The following is a 22,818-nucleotide window of genomic DNA, read 5'->3' as shown; positions in this document are numbered from 1 at the left end:
GTGCAGTAGAGGAAGAATGTAGAGCGCTACCCCTTTATCACAATGGGTCAGCGCTCAAGTAGGAAAGTAACTAGCCGCAATAGTATTTAATTTCCCGCTGGAGCTTTTCAGCTATTTGCTGTCTCTCCCGCTCGGTGCGACGCACTTCTTTGCCGTTATTGTCGAGAAACACAACCCGCCCTTGAATGGCCTCAAGGTCACTGCGGGCCTTGTCGCAGGCTTTCTTCATCTTTTGCTGCTTTTCCTGTTTCTCGCGCAATTGGCGCTCGCGGTATTCATCATCAACCTTTTGAGAAACTCTCGATCTCGTTGCGGTTGTTAAAATAGGCCGCCGACTGCCATTGGAGCCAATAGAATTGATCGGGGCCAGATCCCCCGAAACATCCTCGGCTTTGGCGTCAGTCGGGGGGCGATCGCCAAAGTGTACCCGACCACTTTCATCGACCCAGCGGTACATCTCTGCGCTGCTTGCGGTTGCACTAGCGGCCAGTATAAGGCCGCCTATTACGGAACGTAGACACAGTAATTTCACGGCTACTCCATGCCCTTCTATATTTCTATTCTTCTTTATTGGCCAGCTGGCTGAATAACCCCTGTGAATGACGCTGGGGGATGTGGTAGGTCTGCAGTATCAGAGGCTGCTGTTCCTGGGCCTCTGCCGAATCCAAGACCATCCGGTATCCGGAGCGGTCGCGCAAATCTACAAAGTCCTGCTTGTTGCCTTCCATCAATTGAGCGAACTCGTCGAAGTCCTTGATGCTGTGGCCATTTACTGAGTCGATGATCCAGTTCTTCCAGTCGTGGTAACCGAGGTTCACATTGGCAGGCAGTACTTTCAGGGCGACGACCAGCTCGCGGCGTTCCTCGTCACTCCATTGATTGCGGGCATAGAGGTAGTCAATAGGCGCCTTGGAGTGCCAGTTTTTGCCCCAGCGTTTGATCAGGTTCATATTCAGGGGCACAAAGACAACACCGCCGTAGATATAGTAGCGGGGCTGGCGGTCAAATTGCTCTCCCAGCACCATAGCGCGTGAGGGAGGTGTTGCGGCCAGCGTGACCTCAGCGGTCTGCTCTTTACCATCGCGGGAGAAGCGCACCGGTAAACGTTCACCGACATGGTGGCGGTCCACGGCGTAGTGGTAGTTGGTGCGCTGGTTTTCCCTCCACTCCACAGTCCGGTCAGCCGCTACTTTAAAGCCATCGACTTCAAGCAGGACATCGCCGGGTTTAAACACTTCAGCTGCGGGGGAATTGTCGAACACTTTAACGACCATGGCGCCATCCTGGTCTTCCTCGAGACCGGCGGCCTTTTTCATCGATGGGCTTTCCAGGCTCTGGGTTACCAGTCCCAGTTCGGGGAACCCTTGGTGCACATTGTCCTTGGCATCTTCTAAGACATGAGCGATCACGCTGGGGGGGACAAAGTAACCCAGGTTTTCAGCGCTCTGATTGGTTTGCATGGCCACGCCGACGATGCGGCCATTGGAGATAACCGGACCGCCGCTGTTGCCCGGGTTGATTGCCGCATCTATCTGGCCCGCCATCAGGTAGCTTTCCGCATGGGCATAATACTGGTGCTCCACGCGGGAGAGTACTCCGCGGGTAATCGAAAGGGATTTGCCGCCTATGGGGTAGCCGTAGACGGTGACCTCTTCCTGCAGATCGGGCAATTTGCCCAGGGTCAGGGGGCGGGTATCATTGAAAAAGCTTTCGTCATCGACGGTCAGCAGGGCGAGGTCGGCATCGTGGGAGACAAATTTCACTCGGGCGCGGAATTTCTTTGCATCGCCGTGGCGCTGTACCTGGATGAAGCTGCCGTTGGCCACTACGTGTGCGTTGGTCAGGATTTGCTGGTTGCGGATAACGGCACCGGAACCGGACAGCTGCTTGGGGTTGAGCAGGGCCCAGGGATTGAAATAATCCGGGGCGGCGGCGGTGGTGTAAATCTTGATGATTGAGCGCTTGAGCTGCTCGTGTTCTCGGCTGTCTGCTAGGGCGGTTTGGGTACCGAGCAAAATCAGCAGGGAAATGGCGATCAGTCGTTTCAACATGGCTGTTTTCTATCCGGTTAAGTGGGGGCAGTTTAGCAGCTAAAGTGGGAAATGGCGGAAATTTCACCACTTTTGTCTGCTGAGTCTACTCTTGTTCCCGCAGGAAGCGGTGTATCTGGCGGCGTTGCTTTTTATTGGGTCGCTCCTGTTGTATCCCGGCATTGGCTGCCTGTCGCTCGGTTTTCTCTTTTTCCCGGCGGGCGATACTGTCTTCGGTCTCGCGGTATAAGGTGCGCGCAATCTCGGCGCCGCGCCGCTGATCCGATAGAGCGGTTACTTCAACTTCCAGTAAATCCCAGCCCTGGCGGATGCTCAGTTTGACACCGGTAGTGACTTCCTTGCTGGCTTTGACCCGCTGGCCATCGGCGTGGACTTTTCCACCTTCGATCGCCTGCTTGGCAATGCTGCGAGTCTTAAAGAAGCGCGCGGCCCAGAGCCACTTATCGATACGTACTTTTTCCATGGTTTCCTTGTGAAATCAGGCGGACCCGGTGTCCAGTCTACTGCGGTTAAAAGCCATGATCTCATCAAAATGATGGATCGCCGGGAAGTTGGTGATTTCCCGTTTGGGCCCGCAGCTATCCGGTTGGCGAATACACAATAGGTGGGCGATACCGTAGTCCTGGGCCGCGCTCAGAACAGATTGGTTATCGTCGACAAACAGGGTGTTCTCCGGGTCAAATTCCAGGTTATCTCGCAGAGAGTCCCAGAAATTGGCACTCTCCTTGGCATGTCCATAATCATGGGAGGAGATGATGCCGTCAAACCAGCGGTCGATACCGGTGATCTCCAGCTTGTGATCCAACCCTTGACGGTGCGCATTGGTCACGAGGTAGGTGGGCTTTTGCAGTTGTTGCAGGCCGCTCAGAAACGCCTCAGTGTGAGGGCGCAGGGCGATGCGGGTCTCGATCTCGCGCAATATGCTGAGGATATCCAGCTCCAGTTTTTCCGCCCAGAAGTCCAGGCAGTACCACTCCAGCGTACCGCGGCGGGCATTGATCTCAGCCTCGAGCTTCTGCTGGGCTTCCTGTGGGTCAAAGCCGTGGACTTCAGCGTAGCGCTTGGGCAGGTGCGTGAGCCAAAAATGATTGTCGTAATGCAAATCCAGCAGGGTGCCGTCCATGTCCAGCAATACGGTATCGATACTTCGCCAATCGAGCATGGGAGCTATGTACCTCTTTGAAATGGGGCGGGAAGACAAGTTTAGTTGGCTTGCCACTGCCTTCCCGGATCGTTTGCATTATGCCTGGGCGCGGCGGATTCCGTACAGGATACACAGTTGCGCACTGTAGTAGGTGAGCATAATGGCGGCATCGGCTAGCGGTAGTGGGGTGATGAACTTGTTAATAGCAATCAATGTATCTGAAGCCATAAAGATGACAGCCCCGGCAAATAGCAAGGTGGCGTCACCCTTGTGCATTGCGGCTGCGACCGCCATGGCGAGGATAGCCAGCAGATACGCTAATACTGCCGGGGCTAAATCCCCAGCAGCAGGGAGGATAATTTGAGCCAAAAGCAGTGCGGCAATCACTATAGGCAGTATCCGAATAAGGTTGCGCCGATTGGGGGGCTCCGCAAAACGCAGGAAGCCCAGCGCGTAGATTAGCTGGGCAATAAGAAAAGCACCCAGTCCAAACACAAAGTGTTGGGGGAATTGCATTTCGAGGAGTACATCCCCGATGGCGGAGGAACTGAGGGCTAGAAAAGTGAAAAGCAGGGTTTTGCCCCGCAGCTCCAGTCTGGCAATCATCATTAGGCACAGTATCGGCAGCGCTTTTAGCGCGGGCATCCACAAGTTATCCAGCTTCCAGGTATCCAGAAAGATGAATAAAGTGGCACTGGCCAGGAACATCGGTACCAGGTAATTGCGAAAGTTGTGCTGGGGTGCGGAATTTTCTACGGACATAGGTACTTACCTTATTTTTATTTTGTATACCTCCCCATCAATTTAACGGTTTTCCTCCGCATCATCGATAGCTTGTACTCTCTAATTCCAATTGAGTTTTCTCCAGTGCCGGCCGCGGGACATTTCTGGGGTAATATGGAGCATCGAAAATACATGCCCGGCAGTTGTTTGCCTTGAGCACTAGTCATGGAGAGCCTCACTGATGAAATCGGCCAATATTCTGGAAACAATCGGCAATACCCCTCACGTAAGAATCAATCACCTCTTTCGCCCCGATATAGAGGTTTGGATGAAGGTTGAACGCTTTAATCCGGGCAGCAGTATTAAGGACCGAATTGCCTTGGCGATGATTGAGGATGCAGAGCGTCGTGGAGCACTGCAGCCCGGTGGGGTAATAATCGAACCGACCTCTGGTAATACGGGTATTGGACTGGCGATGGTTGCTGCGGTGAAGGGTTATCGCCTGATCCTGACCATGCCGGAGTCTATGTCGGTAGAGCGTCGCCAGGTCATGAAGGCAATGGGCGCAGAATTGGTCCTTACACCTAAAGAGCGCGGTATGGGCGGGGCTATTGCTAAGGCGGAAGAGTTATTGGCCTCACATGCGAATAGCTGGATGCCCCAACAATTTAATAACCGCGCCAATGCTCAGGTGCACCGGGATGTTACCTCCAAGGAAATCTTGGCAGACTTTCCTGAAGGGCTGGATTATATGATTACCGGTGTGGGTACTGGCGGGCATATCACAGGCTGTGGCGAAGTCTTAAAAGAGCACTTTCCTAAATTACAGGTCTATGCGGTAGAGCCGGAGAAATCACCGGTGATTAGCGGTGGAGAAAAAGGCCTGCATCGTTTGCAGGGTATCGGCGCCGGCTTTGTACCCCAGGTACTCAATACGGAAGTGCTCGACGGTACTGTATTGGTGAGTGAGGAAGACAGTTTTGAAATGGCGCGTCGTTGCGCATTAAAAGAGGGAATTTTTGTGGGTATCTCCTCCGGTGCCAGCCTTGCGGCCCTGAAAAAGCGCGAGGGGGAGATGGATGCGGGCAGCCGGGTACTGGTGTTCAGCTATGACACTGGTGAGCGCTATCTGTCCGTTCAGGACCTTTTCTCCGCCTAAGATTTTATAATGGTGAATTCAAAGAGTATGGAGTTGTAATGGATAAAGCACTTTTGGAGCAGGTGATAGAGATCTGCAAACGCGCGGGAGAGGCGATTCTCGAGGTTTATCACAACAGCGCTGAGTTGGAAGTCGAGACAAAGAAAGATGATTCCCCAGTAACTGCCGCAGATCTGGCCGCCCACAAAGTACTGGAACCGGCGTTAGCACAGCTTATCGAGGGAGTACCGGTTTTATCAGAAGAGCAGGAAATGCCATCGTTCGAAGAGCGCAGTCAGTGGCAGCGTTACTGGATTGTCGATCCGCTCGATGGCACCAAAGAATTTATCCGACGCAACGGTGAATTTACCGTAAATGTCGCGTTAATCGAAAATGGCGAGCCCGTTTTGGGGGTGGTTTACGTACCGGTACTGAACATCACTTATGCCGGCTGCAAGGGCGAAGGAGCCTTTAAGCGGGATGCCAATGGCGAAACTGAAATTCGGGTGCGTCCACTGAAGCCGCGCCTGGATAATAGTGAAGTTGTTGAGCTTGTGGCCAGCCGCAGCCATGGAACCGGCACTGTCGACCAGTTGGTACAACGTATCGAGTCTGAGCTAGGAGCTGTCGAGTGCAAAAATATGGGCTCCTCGCTGAAATTATGCCTGGTTGCTGAGGGGGCAGCAGATTTGTATCCGCGTCTGGCTCCTACTTGCGAGTGGGATACTGCGGCAGCTCAGGCTGTAGTTGAAGCAGCAGGTGGTATTGTTGTGGACGAAGAGTTTAATTTGTTGCGCTACAACACCAAAGACTCTCTGCTAAATCCCTTTTTCTATGTAATTGGCGATTCTTCTTTTGATTGGCAATCCCTACTGCTGGATAAGTCCGCTGCTTAGGGTGTGACACCAATAAACATATAGAGAGTATATTTGTGCCTCCACCACCACTGGTGGAGGCTTTAAAGGGGATCTGGATATTTCCAAATTCAGGAGGCTCACTGATGTCTGGACCCGATCTGCGCTTTAACCAGGATAAAGGTGAAATTCGCTGTTTGCGTCGGGAACTGGAGGAGGAGATAAACTGGTTGCAGCGGCATTTTGAAGCCCTCTCCAATACAGTCGATGCAAATGATATTGCGTTGCGGCGCACCTATAACAGCATGCTATTTTCCCGCCGGGCCCTATTAGGTAGGATGCCCCGTTAACTAAATTCCAAATATTTTCTTGTGTGAAAAACTGTAGTGCTGCAGGTTTTAATTTGAATACGGCAGTTCTTCCTGCTCAGTGCTGTCACTTATAGTGTTGAATCTGTGCCAGCGCGAAATATTATTTTCCGGCTAATTAGCTAATTTCCTTGCCAAATTCCCCCGTAAAATGTAAATCAGTCTACGCTTTGGAAAGCTAATACATAAGAGTATTTTTCAATGCGCTACCCGGTTGTGGTGCACAATATTGAATATGCCGGATTTGGTGCCATTGCACCGGATCTGCCGCATTGCCACTGCTATGCCGATACCCTTGAGGGGACCCTGCAAAAAATGGCTGAAACGATTTTTCAGCGGTTGGAAGAGCTCCGTCAGGCTGGACAGCCAATGCCGCAAGCAGGTGATGTAGACAACCTGAAGAAAAACCCGGCTTTTGTAGGAGGCGTCTGGGCCATTATTGATGTAGAAACAACTTGAAATAATTTACTGAGCTTGAACTTGATGACTGGCTTTTTGATGTGAGTGGCGATGATAAAGCTATCCGTCTACCTGCTTTCCTTTTTTATAGCTGCGACCAGTTATGGATTCGAGGCGAATAATCCTTTTGATGGTGTCGCCACGGGAGAGTACCGGATTATCGGTACCGTTGGTTTTGGGAGTGGCGAGCAGCAGTTAAATAAGCAGAGGGATTCTTTTGGCTATGTCAGCCTTGGAATTACGCCGGCGGTAGGAGTCTGGCAAGTTGAGCTGCGGGCGTCACATTTTGATGATAATCATGTCACAGTAGATCAGGTAGGTTTAAATTTTAAAATTGATTTCACCCTGAATTGTCACGTTCAATGTCTCTATTGGATGGTGGGATATAATTATGCCGATGTGGATTTGAACAATGTTATAAGAAGAGGCTATTGGTATCGAGAATACCCACCATTTTATCCGGATGATCGATATATCTATATTATTGATGCCAGTGGCAGTGATACCTTTTGGAATGCCGGAGTGGGTTACCGAATTATGTGGACTCAGGATTTCGATACTTCATTAGAGTATAACTACAATAATATTGGCAAAATAGAACGTGTTAACCTCGGGCATCTGCGTACCCTGAGTTTGAATTTTTCCTATCGCTTTTAGTAGGTCCTCCGCCTTTTAACCTATTTTTCTCAATAATTTATTCGTAGAAATTTCTTAATTAAATACTGATTTTTTTAGAGAATGGAAAAGGGGCCCTGGGGCCCCAATAGTTTTTAAATTCGATAAATGGCTTTCAGCCAGAAGGTGCGTCCCGGTTCGTTAACCCGGGTCAACTGATCGAAACCAATAATATTGGCTCCAGAGCGACTGATATGTTCTGCGTAAGTCTCATCGAATAGGTTATCGATACCGGTAGTTACCAGTACACTTTTACTGGGTTTCCAGCCTGCATTGATGGAAACGACGTTGGCAGAGTCAGTTGCACCAATATCCTGACCAACAATATTGCCTTTGCCGATATCCACCCGGTCCTGGCTTGCGATAGCGCGCCATAAAACACCTGCTGACCACTGGGCCTGCTCAAAGTAGAGTCCCAGGCGGCCCTCCAAAGGAGGCAGTTGTGCAAGGGTAGTGCCATCGGTTTCGTTGGCACCGCGAACAGATGTTACGGTGAATTCAGTGCGCCACTGCTCGTTGAGCTGATATGAGGAGTCAAACTCCAAACCCCAGGAGCGCGCCTGGATGTTTCTGACAATGGAGGTAGTGCGAATATCGGAGGAGTCCATACCATCCATATTCATACTACCCATAGAATCCATGCTACTCATTACTGCCGCTTTTTCGTAATCCGTTTCAATCATCAGGTAGTCATCAATCTGATTGACGAATCCGGAGACACTGGCGGAGAGTTTTTCACCGCGATAGATATAGCCGATATCCAGCTGGGTGGTCTTTTCTGATTCGATATCCAGTGCGCTGTAGGAGTCTGCTGTCTCGTAGGAGAAAATTTCCCAATAATCGGGGAAGCGCTCGGTGTAGCCGAGCCCGGCAAAGAGTGTGGCAGAACTATTGGGGCCACTCTCGAGACCATATTCATAGCGCAGGAAGCCGCTGCTCAATAGCTCTGAGCGAGTTTCTCCCGCAGTGGGGTTATCCACTGAGGACATCATGGATAGAGCAACTTCATCGCGAAGGTCTTTTACTTCCCAGTCATCCACTCGTGCACCGGCGATCCAGCGTTGATTGGCTGCGACTTGCCAGCTGACCTCAGAAAATAACCCCAGCTGGCTAAATTCGGCATCGGCCTCTCGCTTCATATCCCGGTAGTCCATGGTGGACTGGTTCATGGTCGAACGGCCGGTGTGACGATTTTCCTGGGCATCAATTCCACTGGTCAATTCCACATCGTCCATAGGCGTAAACACCAGAGCCATCTTGAAACCTGTGGTCTCACTATCGAGATTCATGACCATGGGGGTAGCGGTGCTGGATAGCTCGCGCAGGCTGTAGTTATCCATGATGTGGTCGATATAGTTGTAGTAGGCCTGGAGCTCAATTGAGTCGAGCCAGCTACTGATATTGCTGCGGACATATTTCGCTTTGTGGCTCTCACGGGCAAACTTGGAACCGTCGACTCCCCGATCTGCATAGGCAGCTTCACCATCGCTAAATGCAGTATCAAACTCGACCCGTGTATCGTCGCTGGGTGTCCAGGCCAAATTGACCTGGCTGCTCCAGCGCTCATAACTGGAATTTACCTCATTGCCATCCCCGTCTTCGTAGTTGTCCGCAGATGCCGAGGTCGAGGAGCTGCGGATAGAAAAGTGCGGCGAACTATAGGATATATCGAATAGACCATCGCGACGCTCGGCACTGGCGCCGAGCAGGCTCGCATTCATATTCCAGTCGCTTTCAGTGGGGCGCTCCTGCTGCTGATTAAATACAACTACGCCGGCGGAATTTCCCGGGCCATAGAGGACGCTCTGTGGCCCTTTAATAACTTCAATTTCGTCCATTGCCTCGGGAAAAATATAGGCTGTAGGTGGGTCCATTCGGCTGGGACAACCACCCGCCATTGTTTCTCCATCCACTACCATTCCCAGGCGCGAGCCCCCCATTCCGCGAAGCATCGGATCGCCACTGGTACCGCCTTTACGCACTACGGAAAATCCCGGAATTGTTTTCAGGTAGTCGGCGCCGTCATTGGCAGGTAATGGCTGACGGGGTTTTTTCGGGTCGGTTACCAGGTTGAGGGGGAGTTCAGTCTTTACCCCAGTAACCACCATTTGTTCCATTTCACTATCTTTTAATGGTTCTGACTCTTCGGATTCTTCCGCTGCGAGATGTGCTGAAAAGGTACAGCAGGCAGCAAGTGCCAGGCTGAGAGGTTTTTTCAGAAAAATTTTTGCGTTGATGCTCTGATGCATGGTTTTCAATCCTTTTCGCTGGCGTTTCGAACACGCAGCAGTGAGCGCGCAGGCCTGAGTAATATTTGGTGCACGCGACATATCCCCACCTGAAAAAGTGGTCGTATTTTGGCAAGGCTCAAAGCGCTGAAAATGTTAAGACAGCAATGAGACTTGCGGTCCACAGCGAACTGCGGAGTGATGATGTTGGAATAAAAAAGGAATTAAACCGGGGGGGCGCGAATTAATGGGCGGCTGTAAGCGTTAGAGATAACGCGGAAAAAAGCCGGATAAGAGGGCGGTTGAGTAAAACCGGGTAGGACTATTTCCAGTTCTGTAGTTGGTGCGCTGGCAATACTGGCAGCGGCGGAAAAATTACAATGGTTATCGGCAAATGAGTGAGCGGTAAGCGTATCGTGGTTGTGGCTTGAAGAGTGGTCGCCGTGATGATCGCTGTGAGAGTTCGCTTTGAGGGTATTGAGCAATAAAGCGCTGCGGCTATCGCCATGGCAGAGCCCATAGGGCGTTCCCGCTGCAAAATCTGCCGGCATAAAACCTGCAGGAACCAGGCCTCGCGCGCTGAGAAATACCAGCAATAGCAATAGCGCCTGCCACTGGGACAGACGGGAACAGTATTGGGTGGTGCGCTTACCGCTCATAAATAAGAAGGTCTGTACTTTGCCCGGGCCCATTTTAAATACCCGGAGATGAGTAACAAGAGGTTAACGGGTGATACAGCAAAGTGCCACTGCCCCAAGTTAACTTTTGCGAACTAATACGAGGTAAATTGAGCTTTATCAGGTTTTGTTGGAATTTAATTTCTTTTCTTCCGCGCATTCTAAAAATAAATCTAACTTTGCTGGAAGCTAAAGGTTCCAGGAGGTAGCGCGCTCAATAAGAGATTCCCGGGATTGGGGAGAGTTCCCGGACAGCCCTGGATTATTGCGGGTAGTGGGAAGGTTATAGAGAAGGTTTAAATAGTGGGGGCTCGGAGAGTCCCCACTCGGTGAATTTGACGATTCAGATTCTGCCGCTGCGCTTTAGGCGCCAATAGGCCTCTACCAGAGACTGGTGCAAAAGCTCCGGCCTCGAGTCAACCACTATGACATTGTGTGCCTGCAAATGCTGAAGTAATTGCTCCCTGCGGCGCAGGAAGTCCCTCGCTGCTGCGCTGTTTACTGCACTATCAAAGTTCTGAATCGGCTGTTGCAGCAATTTGTCCACAGAAGTCTCCCGCAGACTGGCAATCATCACCAGGTGATTGCGCGACAGCAATTTGACTGCTGCTAGGAGTTCGTCACTATCTTCATCGCGCAAGTTGGTAATCAGGATTACCAGGGCACGTCGCTTGTGGTGGGCCATCAACTGTTGTGCGGCGCTAGTGTAATCTGCGCTACTAGTGCCAGAGTGGAGGTCGTAGACATTATTCAGCAGTAGGTTGATTGCACTTTCGCCTTTTACTGGAGGCAGCTGTCCACCACTGCTCTCCTGTGCCGCAGCAAATGCCTGCAAGCCGACCGCGTCCCCCTGTTTGATGGCGACATAAGCTGAAAGTAGCAAGCCATTGAGTGCGTGGTCAAAGTGGCTCAACTCGCCGTCTTTGGCACGCATCCTGCGGCCGCAATCCAGCATGTAAATAATTTCCTGGTCGCGCTCGTCCTGGTATTCACGGCTGATCAGTTTGCGCAGCCGTGAGCTCGCGCGCCAGTCCACCTGTCGCTGGCTGTCTCCCTGGCGGTATTCCCGCAGTTGGCGGAAGTCCATGCCCTCACCGCGACGCTGCTGCTGGTGCAACCCCATCAGGCGCAGGCTCTGTTCGGTGGAAAGAGATTGCAGTGAGGAGATACCGAGAAAATTGGGGTAGACCTTGACGGTCTGCTCCTGTCCCAACCATACCCTTGTCTGCCAGAGTCCCCAGGGAGAGTTGGCCAGTACCTCGATTCGTCCGAAAGAGGCGCTGCCTCGGCGACGGGGTACCAGGTCGTACTCGATGGTGATTTCCTGGTCGGGGTTAAGTTGTGCGGAGCGCGGCAGCCCTGTCGATCCCAGTTGCTGTGGGATTGAGTCGGAAACCTGGAGTAATAGTGGGCGTGGGCCGGTATTGTGAAGTTTTAGCCGCGCAGTATTGCGTACGCCCAGGGCCAGGTTGCCTGGCAATCGCCGCAGCCCCTGCAGACCGGTTACACGGTAACCGGTGAGATAGTCCAGCAGGGTGGCGCTGATTAACAGCGCACTCGCTCCCCACCAAAGGTTGCCGATAAATGAGCTGGCTTGCGGAAACCAAATTCGCGCTGCTGTAATTGCCAGAGCTGCCAGGCACCAGTAGCCGAGCAGTTTGACCAGGCGCGGACTCGGGCCGGTGCGACCGCTTTGTGCTGGTGCTGCCTGTTGCTCTGTTGCAGCTACAGTCTGTGTCACAGTCGCGGCGCCTCAACACTGTCGATAATCATTGCCAGCGCCGTATCAGCAGTTTCACCGTCAATTTCCATATCTGGAGATAGGCCGATGCGGTGGCGCATTACCGGGATGGCCATGGCCTTGATATCATCCGGCAGTACAAATTCCCGTCCCTGTAACAGCGCATTGGCGCGAGCTGCCTGCAGCAGGCCGATACTGGCGCGCGGGCCGGCGGAGCTGCGCAGCTGGGGGGATTGACGGGTGGCACGTACCAGGCGCACAGCGTAATTCAATACCTGCTCGTCCAAGCCCACCTGAGGTACCAGGGCCTGAAGTTGCTGCAATCCCTCGACAGTAATTTCCCCGGCCAGCTTTTCCTGCAGGCTGCGCTCAATTCGGCCACTGCTGGCGGCGGCGGCCAATTTCAGTTCCGCTTCGAGGCTGGGGTAATCGATGAGGACTTTCAGCAGGAATCGGTCCAGTTCCGCCTCTGGCAGCGGGTAGGTACCTTCCTGCTCGATGGGGTTTTGAGTGGCGAGTACCATAAATGGACTGGGTACTTTCAGTGCCTGGCCGTCGATAGTGACCTGCTTCTCTTGCATCACTTCCAGCAGGGCGGCCTGGGTCTTGGCGGGGGCGCGGTTGATTTCATCCGCCAGCAGCAGGTTGGTAAATATCGGCCCGCGACGCACCTCAAAGCGGCTCTCTCCCATGTTGTACATGGCGTGGCCGGTAACGTCGGCGGGCATCAAATCCGGGGTAAACTGGATGCGGCGGAAATTGCCGCCAAAGCAGTTGGCCAGGGTGCGCACCAGAAGGGTTTTGCCGAGTCCGGGTACACCTTCGAGTAGTACGTGGCCAGAAGCCAGCAGAGCTACGAGTACCTGGTCAACCACCTGCTCCTGGCCAATCAGCAACCGGTTGATATTGTTGCGCAGTATCTGAAGTTTGGCGGACGCAGCCTGCCAGTCAGGTGACGGGCCCGTGGTTTGTTGTTCTGGTTGAAGGGTGGTCTCGTTCATAGGACTGCCTCAATTCGCTGCAGATTACGCATGTGTTCAGTAAATGTTTCTTCGGTTGTAGGGGGCTTGCCCCACAAGGTTTCAACTATTAGCCGTTCATCCATACCGGTGGAGGCACAGAGCTTGTCGCACAGTTTGCGTTTTTTAGTGGCGTTGATATGGGTGGCGCCAAGGCGACGTAGAAGCTCTTCCCGATGGCCGCGCAGCAGGGTTTCCCCCTGGTCGTCCTGCCAGTAGTAATGGCCGCAGGCGGATATATGTTCTAGCAGAGAACGGCGGGACACTTCTGGCTCCGGCTGCAAGGGGCCGAAGCGGCGCCCGTGTAGTAATAGCCAAGCGAGTAAGGCCAGTGCGCCGGCGAGAAAAAACTCTGCAGCGTATTGACGAGCAACCTTAGAAAGGGTTTCAAAGCGGGGGCGGGTGAGAAAGACAAACTCTCCTTCGCCGGCCAGCAATTGTAAGAAATAGGCGTGATCGAAGTGGCCAATACGCTGGGACTGCCACAGGGTGCTGTCAGTCATCAGGGTAATCACACCATTGCCGCGCTCGAACTGCATAAACGGTACGCCGACATCGCCGCGTCGTACTTTTGCCCAGAAGACAGGTCCATCGGTGATAGTCTCGTCATTAAACGAAGGGTGGTAGAGCAGGTGGCTGGCATCGAGGTATAGCTGTATTTCGCTGCCGCCCTCAACAGGCAGGGTTACCAGATCCTCTTCTGACACATCGGGGTTGCGAGGTTCCTCTTGTTCCTTCGGCTCATCTTCCGTTTCGCCTTCGTCCAGTTTGCGATTGTGCTCCCGCATGGCATCAGCGGGGCTCTGCTCAGGCTCGAGTACGGCATCCTCCCCGAGCAGTTGCTCCAGGGTTTCTTGCAGTTCGAACTTACTGTGTCCCTCTTGGATAGAGACGTCCATGGACTCAAGTAGCCAATCGCGGTTTTCACTGCGCCCGGAGTCGCTGTCGAAGTTGCCGGTATAGGCTACAACGATGGCGTGGCCACCGCGCTCGACCCACTCTAGAAGTTCTTGGGCCTTGGTGGGGTTATAGACCTGGCTGGAGCTGTTGATAAACAGGGTGGCATCGGAGGAAAGGCCTTGGAGTACAGATATATTATCTGCCTGATGCGGCGCCAGTTGGATATCGGTGAGGTATCTTTCTGCTGCCAGGTAGGGATTTCGTCTGGCTTCCATGCTCCAGCCGCTGTCGATCTCCTTGGAGTAGCGCTCGTAGAAAGTGAGGAATAGCCATACAAGTGCCACGCCACTTATGACCAGGGCTGCCAACAGAATTCTCTTAGCGGTCATTGCCAAATTCCTCCTGCCATTGGCTACAAAGTGAGCTTACCTGAGCCTCTTTTGGCGGCCGGTGGGCATAGGCAAGCTGCTGCCAGTTTGCAGTAAGCTCTTGTACAAATTGACTCAGGGCGGGACTTACTGGGCGCTGTACTTCATTCGGCTCCTGTTGCCTTACTTGTACCAGCTGTGCGCATTCACTTTCGGTAAGGTGATCGCCAAAATAAAACTCGAAGTCTTCAATCAGGTGAGAGAGGGTGGCGCGGTACAATAGTCCCAAACTGGCTCGCTTGTCTCCCTCTGTCCACAGGCGCATGACCTCCGCGCAAACGTCATCGGGCAGACTCGATTGGCGTACATCCAGGCCGAATAGGGTTTCGGGGACGGGCTGCTTTTTCTTTGGCTTAGGCTGCCATTTCAAGCTCTGAAGAATTTTATCGTGATGTCTCCAAAGCAGATAGCCCAGGCCGAATACCAAGCCAATCCAAAGCAGCAGCTCCAGGATTTTCGCAATTGTTGGGCCCCATTTAACTTCATCGTCAACTTCAGGCGTATCTTTAGAGTTCTCAAAAAGCCATTCGATAAAGTTAATTAACCACTCGGGGAACTTTTCTTTGACGGCTTCTGTTTCAGATTTGTCTTTTTTGCGCCAACCACTGATCTCTTTCATTTGATGAAATTCATCGCCAGCGAGGATTTCGTCAATATGCTCTTGGGCCTGCTGCGGGGTTTCCAAAGATGCGGCGCTGGCGGGGGGCGCTGGAATTAATGAGCCAAAGGTGAGCCCGCAGATCAGGATTAGCGCAGCAGTGCTTGGTTTTCTTCTGCGGTGGGACTCCTGTTCACGCTGCTGGCGTTCCAGCAGGTCCCGAAACTGGATTTCTATATCCCAGCCTTCCAACTCAATACGACGGCCAATATAAAGGCAAAATCCGCTAACGATATAGAAGGGGGCTACTGCTGCCATAACAAACAGGTAGAGTCCGTTATATATCCATTCCAGCCATTGAGTATCCCCTTGGAGCAGAGGGATCCAATCGATCCCATCGGAATACTGTTCAGGGATAAACAGAAATGCCATCACACTTAATGCGGCAAGTAGAAATATCTCAATATGGTAAAGCGTTAGTGTTAGCCAGGTGGCGGCCCCAGAGTGTTTGCGGTGCAGTACCCCAAGGCGCGAGGTACGGGCCTTACCTGTGGATTGCTCCAGCACGGTGACTGGCATATCGAAAGAGCGTGTGGGGCTCAGCCGACGGAGGGTAAGCCACATAAACCAGTCGCGACGATTCTGGCTAAAGAAATGCTTCAATGCCTCACCAATGGATACCGGTGAGCCAAATAATGCGCGGCTGATCATAAACAGGGGCAGCCGATCAAATACGGGTTTCAGCCACCAAATAAATAAGATGGAGAGCGTTGGTGACTCTGGAAACAGCCAATAACACAAAGCAAATAGCGGTGCTGCAGGCAACAGGTAGACTATAAAAAGTTGCCACCAGTATTTTCGTGCCAGGGCGATACCGAGATCGACAGACTCCCAGGGAGAGCGCAAGCGGGCTCGCACTGCCAGATTCTTAATTTGCATGAGTTGCGCCCTCCCTGCGTCCCGCCAGGATAAAGTACGCAAAGACCAGTACCCAAAACAGGGCGCCTACCCCGAGCTTGATCGCAATCGGTGTGCTGGCACTGGAGGACCAGAAGGCTTCAAGGAAAGCGGCAATCACCAGCATCAGGAAAGTGCCGTACATAATCTTCATTGCTTCGACAGCGGCCAGGCGCAGTGCGACCGTGCGTCGGTGTTGGCCCGGATCCACTAGAGAGCGTCCCAATATCAGGCCCGCTGCTCCCGCCAGTACTATGGCGGTCAACTCAAAGGCGCCGTGGCCAATCACAAATGGGTAGAAGGTGGAGACAAAGCCCACCCGGGTGATATGCCCAAACGCTGCGCCAATATAGATGCCGTTAAACACCAGGAAGAAAATTGAGCCCAGGCCAAACAGTACACCGCCGGCAAAGGTGCGAAAGGCGATGCCAATATTGTTTTTGATATAAAAACCGAACATGAACAGGTCGGTATCAGAGCCGCGCTCGCGGCCCAGTACCCGGTTGCCCGGATCATACATGGATTCAAAACCCATAACCTGTTCCGGTGACATTACTGCGTACACCAGGGCATCGTTGTTGTAAGTGCCGACTCCCAGGATCAGGCCAGGTATTAAAAACAAAGCGGATGCCAGCAGTACTGCGCGGCTATTAGCGCGCACGGCTTGGGGAAAACCTGCCAACAAATAGTGCAACCATCCCTTGCGGCGCAAGGTTTCCTGGCGGTAGACACGGTGATGTGCCGCCATAACCAGCTGGTTGAGGTGGTCTATCAGGCGGTTGGTATATTGCCGCTCCTTTGCCATTGCCAGCTGCTGGCAAAGGTTGCGGTAGGCGACGGGTAGGTCCAGGGCCGCAACTTCGGACTTGTTCCGATCCGCTTTCAGCCAGGCTTCTAATTGCTCCCAGCTGTCGCGGTAGCGATTCTCAAAGTCTCTCTGCTTCATAGGTACCTCTGCCTATCCCCTGCCACCGAGTAGCCAACTGCCCACGGAGCGCAGGTAGCTCAAGGCATCGCTGTCCCTTTTCCGAGTAATCGGTTCGAGCAGATTGGCGAGCTCTTGCTGACGCGCTTCGCTTAAATCCTGGTGGCGCTCCAAAAGGCTAACCAGTGCCTGTTGGTCTTGCTGGCGAAGGTTTTGTGGTGGTGGGAGCGGGGTGGTATCCGGCAGGGCAACAGGTGCCTTTTCCTCTTCGCGATAGACCACCAGGGTGGCTGCTGCCAGGTCGCCAAGGCGCTGGAAGTGACGCCCCAGTGTCATGCTTATTACGCCAGTGGCGTAGGCAAATGGCATAAAATCCGCAAAGCGTAGCAGGTTGCGAACGATGGATGCTCCCCAGGATACCGGCGTAAGGTTGTCGTTGACCACCATTAGGCCAAAGGCCTTTTTGCCCGGTGTCTGGCCGTTCCGCAAAACTTCAAAAAACACCGGGTAAAACCACTCGAGAAGAAAGGCGCAGACGAGCCAGATACCCGCACCGGCAAAGCCGGCAAATAGCAGCGCAAAGCCGATCGCAGCCAATATCAATGATCGATAAAACACATCCACTGCATACGCAAGGATACGTGGCACGGGCCCAGCGGCCCGCGCGCGCAAATCAATCCCCTCGGGTGTTTCGACGTTATAGGTGGTATCCAGCAAGCCACCGCTCCTGTTTGGTAGAACCGATTATGTGTTTTGAGTGGGGGCGCCGAAGACCTGACGGTAAGCAACGCCGTAAGTCGCAAAAATCCAGGGAAGGGCGAATATTAATCCTATGAGGAATAGAAGGCTGCCTGCAACGTAAATGACCATCATTACCAGCAAAAGGCCAAAAAAGGCGAACCAGTTTTTGGTGATGGCTTTACGTGAAGCCTCCATAGCCTGCCAGGGACCCAGGTTGTGATCTACGATAAGCGGCAGGGCCATCATATAGGCGACTGAAAGATAGATACCGGGAATAAGTAACAGGTAAAAGCCAATCGAAACGAGGAAATATAATAAAAACATTGCCAGGCCAAGGGGCACGATTTTATCGAAATAGGAGAATACCTCGGTGGCGCTGGTTTTTTCTCCTCTGGCAATCTTTATACTTACCATCATAGAACCTGCCATAAGAGGGGCAACGATCACTATTACGGCGATAGGCGCTAAGATGACTAGGAATAGCATGCCTGATAAACCAGCAGCCGATGATATAGAACCCCACATTAATGCCGCTAGGATGAGCATTATTGCGGATGCGCCCAGTGCGTAAAGAATAAAACTAAGCCATATAGTTCCCATATTGCTTAGTGATAATTGCCACCCTTCACTGAGGGCTTCACCGAGAGAAAACGAATAGTCCCCTGCAATCCCCTTCTCTACAGAGCCGAATTCCTCCATTTCCCGCGTACTTGCCAAATCGGCTTTTGGTGCCGTATAGATGTCACTCATCCTGTTAGCTGTCCTTATTGAGATTTAGATTATTAATGGGGTGCAGAGTCTTGGGAGGGAAATATCTCATAGGCAGGAGTGGCGAACAATGCCACGCCAATACATTGGCAAATTAGGTGATACATCTTTCTCAGCATAAAATCCCCGGGGAGTGACTAAGGAATAGAATTGATGAAAAAAATACTGTGGATGAGCGGCCTGGTTTTGGTGTTGATTACCGCTGGGTATGTCGCCTTGCCGTTTTATTCCATCGAGCAATTGCAGCGTGCGGCGAAAATGGCTAAATCCAATCAGCCGCAGGTTAGAGCTGAGAGTATCGACACGTTAGAGCGCTATGTCGATTTTCCTGTTTTACGTGACAATTTAAAGATCCGCTTACAGCAGCAACTTAGGAATTCTCTAAGTAACTCTATTCCTCAGGAATTTGATGAATTACTCAGTGCTGGTGCAAATTTCTTTATGGATCCACTTTTACAACAGTTTATTACTCCTGAGGGCATTGCCGACCTTCTTCGTGGGGGAGAGGATCTGGAGGCATTTCAGCGGGAAATTTATCGACAGGGTGGTGAAACACCGGATATTTCCGAGAATGAGACTTCTGCAGCGGAAGAGAATGAAGATTCCTGGCAGCGCATGGGGTGGCATTTTACCGACCTCAATCATCTGAGTGTTGAATATGGTGAGCATGGTCGGCCTGAATTGCGCATGTTGATGCAACGCAATGGTCTGCGCTGGCAGCTGGTGGACATTCAGCTAATTGGTGATAGAAGTGGAGAGAGTCAGGAATGGAGATAGAAAATTCAGTCAACGTCTTTGGTGATCCACTGGTGCCTTGTAGCCTGGACCCGAAGACAGGCTTCTTTCGCGATGGCTGCTGTAACACCTGTAAAGAGGATCTCGGTTCTCACACCGTCTGCGTTGCCGTGACTGATAAGTTCCTGGAGTTTTCCCGCAGTCGCGGCAATGATTTGAGCACACCGGTAGAGGAGTTTAATTTTCCCGGTTTAAAGGAAGGGGATCGTTGGTGTCTCTGTGCCGCGCGCTGGCTTGAAGCGGAGAAATTGGATATGGCACCCCGGGTATTTTTACAGAGTACACATGTGAAGGCGCTGGAAATTATTCCTATGCAAACATTGCGTCGCTATGCGCTGGATTTGCTTTAGTTGATTGGGTGGATCAGCTTCTTGCCCACCTATTAACGCCCTTCAAATGGCGGCACGTCCCTGTGTCGCCACGCTACAAACAAGATAGCTATCGGAACTTAAGAAGGCAGGAAGTCGATTGAGTAGTTCTTGGTAGTACTCTCAACGTTGGCAGAACCAAAATTGATCATGCGGATTCTCGCCAGCAACTTGCGTTCAAGTGCCGGGTTATTGAGCTCGCTCTCTACCAGTTTGATCGACGCGATAGCACCATTCGGTGCGATCACCAACTGTACGGTGAGTCTTCCCTGCAGAGTTGGGTCCCTGCGCAGCGCGCGATTATAGATTCCAATAATGGCCTCTTTATTGGCTTCCATAACACTGCGAATGGAATCGTCGGTACGTATGGATTTTTGCCCTCGGGCCTTGGCCACCGCTTCTTTGGCTGAACCCGTTGCCTGGGTACTTTGTACTCGGGTGTTCTCACGTCCGGCCAGTGAGACACCACCGGTATCCCGACTTACTCTACCGGCGGCAACGCCGCCACTGGAGGCTTTTGACTTATCCGCGATCATACTGCGTTCTATTTTAGTGGCAGTAGCATTCCCCGAGCTGAGCTGGCCCCGGCTAATATCCGATGTATTAAAACTCTCGCGCATATCCAGCAGATCATCGGCGAGTGCATTCAGACCGCTATTGGCCGCTTTCTCCCGGGCCTGCTGTACCTTGGCAACCGGGGGATTTTCAACCTTGCGCGGCTTCTCCACAGGCTTGGGCTTGTCGGGTGTTTCCGCTTTCTTTTTGGGTTTCTCTTCGGGCTTTTTCTTTTCCTCGGGCTTCTTTTGCTCTTTGGGTTTCGGCTTTGGCTTGGGTTTTGGCAATTCCTTTTTTTCCAGAATCACTTTGGCCAGCTGTGGTGGCACCCTTTCGGCCTGTTCCCGGGTGAGTTCGGGTACTGGCGCCAGTGCAACGGCAATGCCACTGATGGCCAGGGCTATCAGGCCACCGCGCAGCAATTTGATAAAGCGCTGATCCTCCTCTCTTGAGGCGGACCAGGGAAGCACTGTTTCCTGTAGTTGCCAGGGGGCGTAACTAATGGTTGCTGTACTCATATCAGGATTCCACCCCCGAGGGATCTTCCGGCGCTGTTTGTTCTACGGCGAAAGACATATCGCGGAAGTCTGCGGCTGCGCAGGTGTGCATGATCTGCTTCAGCAACTCATAGGGAACTTGTTCATCACCTAAAATAGTCACTGCTCGGCCCAGAGTTTTCTGGGCTTCGCTCAGCTCTCCCGCTCGTTCAGCACGGTATTTAAGCTCTGTTACCAGGGCTTCAATATTCTCTGCGCTGGGATCGATGTCATCGATGCTGGCGATAAATCGGTCCCCGACAAACAGCTGTTTATTGTTGACCCGCACTACAGTAGTCACCTCGGGTTTCTGTTGTGAGGTGGACTTGGGCAGTTTTATGGTTTTATCAGTCTGCAGAACCTGAACATCACTGGTTGAGTTCACCAGAAGGAAAAATACCAGGATGGTGAAGATATCCATCAGTGATACCAGGTTCAGTTTTGACTGCTGCTTTTTTTGCCTTTGCCTGCGCTCTTGCAGTTTTGCGGCTGCATTTATCTTCATAGTTTGGCCCCGCTATTTTGTCTGCTCCGGTGCATCGCCGAGAGATATCTGGGGGAACAGTTCTGCATCAACAACAGATGCGGCCACTACAGCCCGGTAGCTGCGTGCAGTATCCATGGCGGCGACCAGAGTTTTGTAAGGCGTTCCCTTTTCTGACAGGATCACCAGATCATCTTTGTCGATAGATTTTTCTCGCAACTGCCGTTTTATCTGCTGTAAAACGATAGATATCGTGGCGAAATCCGGTGAGTTTTCTTCGTGTGGGATGCGTTTAACCCGCTGCCCAGCGGGATAATTGATATCGACATACTGCGTGCGCAAAACGAGTTCGAGCTGGTGATTTTCCTCCACACTGCTGGAACTTCCATCGCTGATACCCGGCAGGTTCAGCTTGAGCACGGAGATATGGGAAAACACCATATTTAGCAGTAGCACAGGAACCAAAATGGTCATCAAACTCATAAACGAGGTGATATCGAGTTCCGCTTCCTCATATCCACGCCGGCGAATATTTATGTTCAGCATGGCGGTATCCCTTAGCTGTTAGCGGTGCGTTGTTCCGCTTTCTGTGGGCGTCCCATGGTCAGCAGATTAAGGAATTTAACCCCGGCCATTTGCAAACTATCGACAATCTCATTGGTTTTATTTTGCAGCATTGAGTTAAACAACAGCAGGGGAATGGCAGAAATCAAACCGAATGCTGTAGTGTTCATCGCTACGGAAATACTGGTGGAGAGCATGGTCGCTTTTTCAGATGGGTCGGCACTGGCTACTGCGGTAAATGCAGCAATCAGACCCATAATAGTGCCGAGTAGGCCCAGCAGAGTGGCAATATTAGCGAGAGTGGCCAAGTAACTGGTGCGTTTTTCCAGACGGGGAACTGCTTCGAGAATCCCTTCCTCAATAGCCAGGGCAATATTTTCCTCGCGCTTGGCAAATTGCAAAGTGTTGATGCCCGCTGCGGCGATACGGCCCATTGCTGCATCGTTGTCTCGGGCCAGCTGCAAGACACTTTGATAGCTGCGTTTTTGCAACATGGACAATACTTGTTGATACGCCTTTTTATTGGCATTCCGCGCGCGTGATAAAAATATCCAGCGCTCTACTACCATTGCCAGTCCGATCACCAGGACTACCGCAATTGGGTACATGAAGGGTCCGCCATTTTGGAAAAAACGCAGCATCGCTTGAGTGAATTCCATGATTTAATTCTCCACAGATAAAGTTATAAATTTGTAGTGCAAAGGGAGAGCGATTGAGTTCCCACCCTTGGTGTATAAAGAGGGCCGCGGGACGTTGAAGCCTGCTGCGGCGGTTCCATGTCTTCGCTGTATAAATTCAGCAGCGCCGCTTCCATACGCCGCAAAAAATTATTTTTTATTTTGATGGGTCGGCCTAATCGGTTTTTTCCTGTTCAGCTTGTAACAGCTTTATTTCCCGCCGAAATTCCGAATATTCCTGATGTTCAAATACAGAGGAGAAAGTTTGCGGCAGAACGCTGTCGAGCCTTTGTAAACTGTCGGCTTGCTTCCAGGGAATGATATATAAAACCTTAGGTTGTTCCTGACTGCCAATTACGGTGGACTCCAGCGTTGTTATTTCCTCTGCTGTTGCGCCATATGCAAAGATAGACAGGCTCAGTATGAGCCTAGAAAATAATTTCAT

The 22,818-nt window shown here is 52.0% G+C and carries 26 protein-coding genes; 7 read left to right on the top strand and 19 right to left on the bottom strand.

Features of this window, described 5'->3' with window-relative positions:
* Positions 1 to 70: 70 nt before the first annotated feature.
* The 5 genes from ACJJIY_RS03995 to ACJJIY_RS03975 all read right to left on the bottom strand — a co-directional run bounded on the left by ACJJIY_RS03995 (position 71) and on the right by ACJJIY_RS03975 (position 3,957).
* Positions 71 to 532 (bottom strand): DUF4124 domain-containing protein, encoded by a 462-nt coding sequence (locus ACJJIY_RS03995; protein WP_444926197.1) that lies wholly within the window; start codon positions 530 to 532, stop codon positions 71 to 73.
* 25 nt (positions 533 to 557) lie between these two features.
* Positions 558 to 2,015, bottom strand: coding sequence for a S1C family serine protease (locus ACJJIY_RS03990; protein WP_445359152.1), 1,458 nt, complete (start codon positions 2,013 to 2,015; stop codon positions 558 to 560).
* A 121-nt stretch (positions 2,016 to 2,136) separates the two neighbouring features.
* Positions 2,137 to 2,514 carry an Hsp15 family ribosome-associated heat shock protein gene (locus tag ACJJIY_RS03985; protein WP_444906949.1) on the bottom strand — a complete coding sequence of 126 codons (378 nt, stop codon included), beginning with the start codon at positions 2,512 to 2,514 and terminating at the stop codon, positions 2,137 to 2,139.
* Between the two features lie 15 nt (positions 2,515 to 2,529).
* Positions 2,530 to 3,213: a GMP/IMP nucleotidase gene (gene yrfG / locus ACJJIY_RS03980; RefSeq protein WP_445359151.1), complete on the bottom strand. Its 684-nt coding sequence runs from the start codon at positions 3,211 to 3,213 to the stop codon at positions 2,530 to 2,532.
* Positions 3,214 to 3,291: 78 nt separating this feature from the next.
* The gene (locus ACJJIY_RS03975) at positions 3,292 to 3,957 is read right to left on the bottom strand and encodes a lysoplasmalogenase (RefSeq protein WP_445359150.1); all 666 of its coding nucleotides are present in this window, start codon (positions 3,955 to 3,957) and stop codon (positions 3,292 to 3,294) included.
* Positions 3,958 to 4,159: 202 nt separating this feature from the next.
* Here ACJJIY_RS03975 and cysK point away from each other — a divergent pair, with 202 nt between their 5' ends.
* From cysK to ACJJIY_RS03950, 5 genes are all read left to right on the top strand, one after another.
* Positions 4,160 to 5,077: a cysteine synthase A gene (gene cysK / locus ACJJIY_RS03970; protein WP_445359149.1), complete on the top strand. Its 918-nt coding sequence runs from the start codon at positions 4,160 to 4,162 to the stop codon at positions 5,075 to 5,077.
* Between the two features lie 38 nt (positions 5,078 to 5,115).
* Entirely contained in the window at positions 5,116 to 5,952 is an 837-nt protein-coding gene (cysQ, locus tag ACJJIY_RS03965) for a 3'(2'),5'-bisphosphate nucleotidase CysQ (protein WP_282930833.1), read from the top strand.
* Between the two features lie 104 nt (positions 5,953 to 6,056).
* The gene (locus ACJJIY_RS03960) at positions 6,057 to 6,260 is read left to right on the top strand and encodes a hypothetical protein (RefSeq protein ID WP_445359148.1); all 204 of its coding nucleotides are present in this window, start codon (positions 6,057 to 6,059) and stop codon (positions 6,258 to 6,260) included.
* 219 nt (positions 6,261 to 6,479) lie between these two features.
* Entirely contained in the window at positions 6,480 to 6,737 is a 258-nt protein-coding gene (locus ACJJIY_RS03955) for a type II toxin-antitoxin system HicB family antitoxin (protein WP_108734877.1), read from the top strand.
* Positions 6,738 to 6,788: 51 nt separating this feature from the next.
* The gene (locus tag ACJJIY_RS03950) at positions 6,789 to 7,394 is read left to right on the top strand and encodes an outer membrane beta-barrel protein (protein WP_413663699.1); all 606 of its coding nucleotides are present in this window, start codon (positions 6,789 to 6,791) and stop codon (positions 7,392 to 7,394) included.
* 113 nt (positions 7,395 to 7,507) lie between these two features.
* On the opposite strand, the gene ACJJIY_RS03945 is transcribed toward ACJJIY_RS03950, so the two are convergent.
* From ACJJIY_RS03945 to ACJJIY_RS03905, 9 genes are all read right to left on the bottom strand, one after another.
* Complete coding sequence (locus ACJJIY_RS03945) at positions 7,508 to 9,742, bottom strand: TonB-dependent copper receptor (RefSeq protein WP_445359147.1); 2,235 nt, start codon at positions 9,740 to 9,742, stop codon at positions 7,508 to 7,510.
* A 122-nt stretch (positions 9,743 to 9,864) separates the two neighbouring features.
* Positions 9,865 to 10,332 (bottom strand): hypothetical protein, encoded by a 468-nt coding sequence (locus ACJJIY_RS03940; protein WP_445359146.1) that lies wholly within the window; start codon positions 10,330 to 10,332, stop codon positions 9,865 to 9,867.
* A gap of 328 nt (positions 10,333 to 10,660) precedes the next feature.
* A complete protein-coding gene (locus ACJJIY_RS03935) occupies positions 10,661 to 12,058 on the bottom strand; it encodes a DUF58 domain-containing protein (RefSeq protein WP_444895786.1) in 1,398 nt (465 codons plus the stop codon).
* Positions 12,055 to 13,059, bottom strand: a complete 1,005-nt coding sequence (locus ACJJIY_RS03930) for an AAA family ATPase (protein ID WP_445359145.1) — start codon at positions 13,057 to 13,059, stop codon at positions 12,055 to 12,057. Before ACJJIY_RS03930 ends, ACJJIY_RS03935 begins: the two co-directional genes overlap by 4 nt.
* Positions 13,056 to 14,366: a DUF4350 domain-containing protein gene (locus ACJJIY_RS03925; protein WP_444915253.1), complete on the bottom strand. Its 1,311-nt coding sequence runs from the start codon at positions 14,364 to 14,366 to the stop codon at positions 13,056 to 13,058. Before ACJJIY_RS03925 ends, ACJJIY_RS03930 begins: the two co-directional genes overlap by 4 nt.
* Positions 14,356 to 15,942, bottom strand: a complete 1,587-nt coding sequence (locus ACJJIY_RS03920) for a DUF4129 domain-containing protein (protein WP_444906956.1) — start codon at positions 15,940 to 15,942, stop codon at positions 14,356 to 14,358. The genes ACJJIY_RS03925 and ACJJIY_RS03920 overlap by 11 nt, the downstream gene beginning before the upstream one ends.
* Positions 15,932 to 16,906: a stage II sporulation protein M gene (locus ACJJIY_RS03915; protein ID WP_413663692.1), complete on the bottom strand. Its 975-nt coding sequence runs from the start codon at positions 16,904 to 16,906 to the stop codon at positions 15,932 to 15,934. The genes ACJJIY_RS03920 and ACJJIY_RS03915 overlap by 11 nt, the downstream gene beginning before the upstream one ends.
* Before the next feature lie 12 nt (positions 16,907 to 16,918).
* Complete coding sequence (locus ACJJIY_RS03910) at positions 16,919 to 17,602, bottom strand: RDD family protein (protein ID WP_444895790.1); 684 nt, start codon at positions 17,600 to 17,602, stop codon at positions 16,919 to 16,921.
* A 27-nt stretch (positions 17,603 to 17,629) separates the two neighbouring features.
* Positions 17,630 to 18,376: a DUF2189 domain-containing protein gene (locus ACJJIY_RS03905; protein ID WP_413663690.1), complete on the bottom strand. Its 747-nt coding sequence runs from the start codon at positions 18,374 to 18,376 to the stop codon at positions 17,630 to 17,632.
* 171 nt (positions 18,377 to 18,547) lie between these two features.
* Between ACJJIY_RS03905 and ACJJIY_RS03900 the strand changes: the two genes are divergently transcribed.
* Together ACJJIY_RS03900 and ACJJIY_RS03895 are read left to right on the top strand one after the other, a co-directional pair.
* A complete protein-coding gene (locus ACJJIY_RS03900; protein ID WP_445359144.1) occupies positions 18,548 to 19,171 on the top strand; it encodes a DUF2939 domain-containing protein in 624 nt (207 codons plus the stop codon).
* Complete coding sequence (locus tag ACJJIY_RS03895; RefSeq protein WP_413663688.1) at positions 19,162 to 19,539, top strand: DUF2237 family protein; 378 nt, start codon at positions 19,162 to 19,164, stop codon at positions 19,537 to 19,539. The genes ACJJIY_RS03900 and ACJJIY_RS03895 overlap by 10 nt, the downstream gene beginning before the upstream one ends.
* A 98-nt stretch (positions 19,540 to 19,637) precedes the next feature.
* Here ACJJIY_RS03895 and ACJJIY_RS03890 read toward each other — a convergent pair whose 3' ends face one another.
* The 5 genes from ACJJIY_RS03890 to ACJJIY_RS03870 all read right to left on the bottom strand — a co-directional run bounded on the left by ACJJIY_RS03890 (position 19,638) and on the right by ACJJIY_RS03870 (position 22,818).
* On the bottom strand, positions 19,638 to 20,630 hold the full coding sequence (locus tag ACJJIY_RS03890; protein WP_413663687.1) for an AgmX/PglI C-terminal domain-containing protein: 993 nt from the start codon (positions 20,628 to 20,630) through the stop codon (positions 19,638 to 19,640).
* Position 20,631: 1 nt separating this feature from the next.
* Entirely contained in the window at positions 20,632 to 21,153 is a 522-nt protein-coding gene (locus tag ACJJIY_RS03885) for an ExbD/TolR family protein (protein WP_413663686.1), read from the bottom strand.
* A gap of 12 nt (positions 21,154 to 21,165) precedes the next feature.
* A complete protein-coding gene (locus tag ACJJIY_RS03880; RefSeq protein ID WP_413663685.1) occupies positions 21,166 to 21,678 on the bottom strand; it encodes a biopolymer transporter ExbD in 513 nt (170 codons plus the stop codon).
* 11 nt (positions 21,679 to 21,689) lie between these two features.
* Positions 21,690 to 22,355, bottom strand: a complete 666-nt coding sequence (locus tag ACJJIY_RS03875) for a MotA/TolQ/ExbB proton channel family protein (protein WP_445359143.1) — start codon at positions 22,353 to 22,355, stop codon at positions 21,690 to 21,692.
* 193 nt (positions 22,356 to 22,548) lie between these two features.
* The gene (locus ACJJIY_RS03870) at positions 22,549 to 22,818 is read right to left on the bottom strand and encodes a hypothetical protein (protein ID WP_444915257.1); all 270 of its coding nucleotides are present in this window, start codon (positions 22,816 to 22,818) and stop codon (positions 22,549 to 22,551) included.

The sequence above is a fragment of the Microbulbifer maximicatervae (SeqCode) genome, assembly GCF_052468155.1.
Note: the sequence above shows the minus strand (reverse complement) of the source record. Positions and strands in the feature narration are given on the sequence as shown.

Bases quoted from the DNA above. Each gene is read 5' to 3' on its own strand.
- ACJJIY_RS03940 (WP_445359146.1), bottom strand. From the start codon at position 10,332: ATGGGCCCGGGCAAAGTACAGACCTTCTTATTTATGAGCGGTAAGCGC.
- ACJJIY_RS03900 (WP_445359144.1), top strand. From the start codon at position 18,548: ATGAAAAAAATACTGTGGATGAGCGGCCTGGTTTTGGTGTTGATTACC.
- cysK (WP_445359149.1), top strand. From the start codon at position 4,160: ATGAAATCGGCCAATATTCTGGAAACAATCGGCAATACCCCTCACGTA.
- ACJJIY_RS03895 (WP_413663688.1), top strand. From the start codon at position 19,162: ATGGAGATAGAAAATTCAGTCAACGTCTTTGGTGATCCACTGGTGCCT.
- ACJJIY_RS03975 (WP_445359150.1), bottom strand. From the start codon at position 3,957: ATGTCCGTAGAAAATTCCGCACCCCAGCACAACTTTCGCAATTACCTG.
- ACJJIY_RS03960 (WP_445359148.1), top strand. From the start codon at position 6,057: ATGTCTGGACCCGATCTGCGCTTTAACCAGGATAAAGGTGAAATTCGC.
- yrfG (WP_445359151.1), bottom strand. From the start codon at position 3,213: ATGCTCGATTGGCGAAGTATCGATACCGTATTGCTGGACATGGACGGC.
- ACJJIY_RS03950 (WP_413663699.1), top strand. From the start codon at position 6,789: ATGATAAAGCTATCCGTCTACCTGCTTTCCTTTTTTATAGCTGCGACC.
- ACJJIY_RS03920 (WP_444906956.1), bottom strand. From the start codon at position 15,942: ATGCAAATTAAGAATCTGGCAGTGCGAGCCCGCTTGCGCTCTCCCTGG.
- ACJJIY_RS03870 (WP_444915257.1), bottom strand. From the start codon at position 22,818: ATGAAATTATTTTCTAGGCTCATACTGAGCCTGTCTATCTTTGCATAT.
- ACJJIY_RS03885 (WP_413663686.1), bottom strand. From the start codon at position 21,153: ATGAAGATAAATGCAGCCGCAAAACTGCAAGAGCGCAGGCAAAGGCAA.
- ACJJIY_RS03905 (WP_413663690.1), bottom strand. From the start codon at position 18,376: ATGAGTGACATCTATACGGCACCAAAAGCCGATTTGGCAAGTACGCGG.
- ACJJIY_RS03875 (WP_445359143.1), bottom strand. From the start codon at position 22,355: ATGGAATTCACTCAAGCGATGCTGCGTTTTTTCCAAAATGGCGGACCC.
- ACJJIY_RS03985 (WP_444906949.1), bottom strand. From the start codon at position 2,514: ATGGAAAAAGTACGTATCGATAAGTGGCTCTGGGCCGCGCGCTTCTTT.
- cysQ (WP_282930833.1), top strand. From the start codon at position 5,116: ATGGATAAAGCACTTTTGGAGCAGGTGATAGAGATCTGCAAACGCGCG.
- ACJJIY_RS03925 (WP_444915253.1), bottom strand. From the start codon at position 14,366: ATGACCGCTAAGAGAATTCTGTTGGCAGCCCTGGTCATAAGTGGCGTG.
- ACJJIY_RS03930 (WP_445359145.1), bottom strand. From the start codon at position 13,059: ATGAACGAGACCACCCTTCAACCAGAACAACAAACCACGGGCCCGTCA.
- ACJJIY_RS03890 (WP_413663687.1), bottom strand. From the start codon at position 20,630: ATGAGTACAGCAACCATTAGTTACGCCCCCTGGCAACTACAGGAAACA.
- ACJJIY_RS03955 (WP_108734877.1), top strand. From the start codon at position 6,480: ATGCGCTACCCGGTTGTGGTGCACAATATTGAATATGCCGGATTTGGT.
- ACJJIY_RS03945 (WP_445359147.1), bottom strand. From the start codon at position 9,742: ATGTCGCGTGCACCAAATATTACTCAGGCCTGCGCGCTCACTGCTGCG.
- ACJJIY_RS03880 (WP_413663685.1), bottom strand. From the start codon at position 21,678: ATGCTGAACATAAATATTCGCCGGCGTGGATATGAGGAAGCGGAACTC.
- ACJJIY_RS03915 (WP_413663692.1), bottom strand. From the start codon at position 16,906: ATGAAGCAGAGAGACTTTGAGAATCGCTACCGCGACAGCTGGGAGCAA.